The sequence below is a fragment of the Lactobacillus nasalidis genome, assembly GCF_016587775.1.
Taxonomy (GTDB): Bacteria; Bacillota; Bacilli; order Lactobacillales; family Lactobacillaceae; genus Lactobacillus; species Lactobacillus nasalidis.
On record NZ_BOCG01000373.1, the window covers coordinates 1 to 503 of the forward strand.

Genomic DNA, 503 nt, shown 5'->3' on the forward strand with positions numbered 1-503 from the left:
GCTTCTTCAGTACCTGAGAGCATGGAGCCCAGCATTACGGCGTTGCCGCCGGCAGCCAAAGCCTTGACCACGTCGCCGGAGTACTTGATCCCGCCGTCAGCGATGATCGGCTTGCCGAATTCGCGGGCCACGTCAGCGGCGTCGTAGATCGCCGTCAATTGCGGCACGCCGACACCGGCAACGACTCTGGTGGTGCAGATTGAGCCAGGCCCGATACCAACCTTGACTACGTCAACGCCGGCTTCAAACAAAGCCCGGGTGCCTTCGCCGGTAGCCACGTTGCCGGCAATCAAAGTGTTGTTCGGGAAGTGGTCGCGGATTTCCTTGATCTTGCGCAGAACGCCGGCTGAGTGGCCGTGAGCCGTGTCGATGACGATCGCGTCAGCACCGGCTTCAAACAAGGCTTCGGCTCTTTCAAAGGTGTCGCTGGTTACCCCGACAGCAGCAGCTACCAGCAGCTTGCCGTCCTTGTCAACAGCCGCGTGCGTGTCTTCGGCGGTCAC

Annotated in this window: 1 protein-coding gene; it reads right to left on the minus strand. The window is 61.2% G+C overall.

Annotation, left to right across the window (positions count from 1 at the left end):
• Positions 1–503 (minus strand): IMP dehydrogenase (locus lacNas_RS06960; RefSeq protein ID WP_201346725.1); only part of this gene is annotated, 503 nt, incomplete at both ends.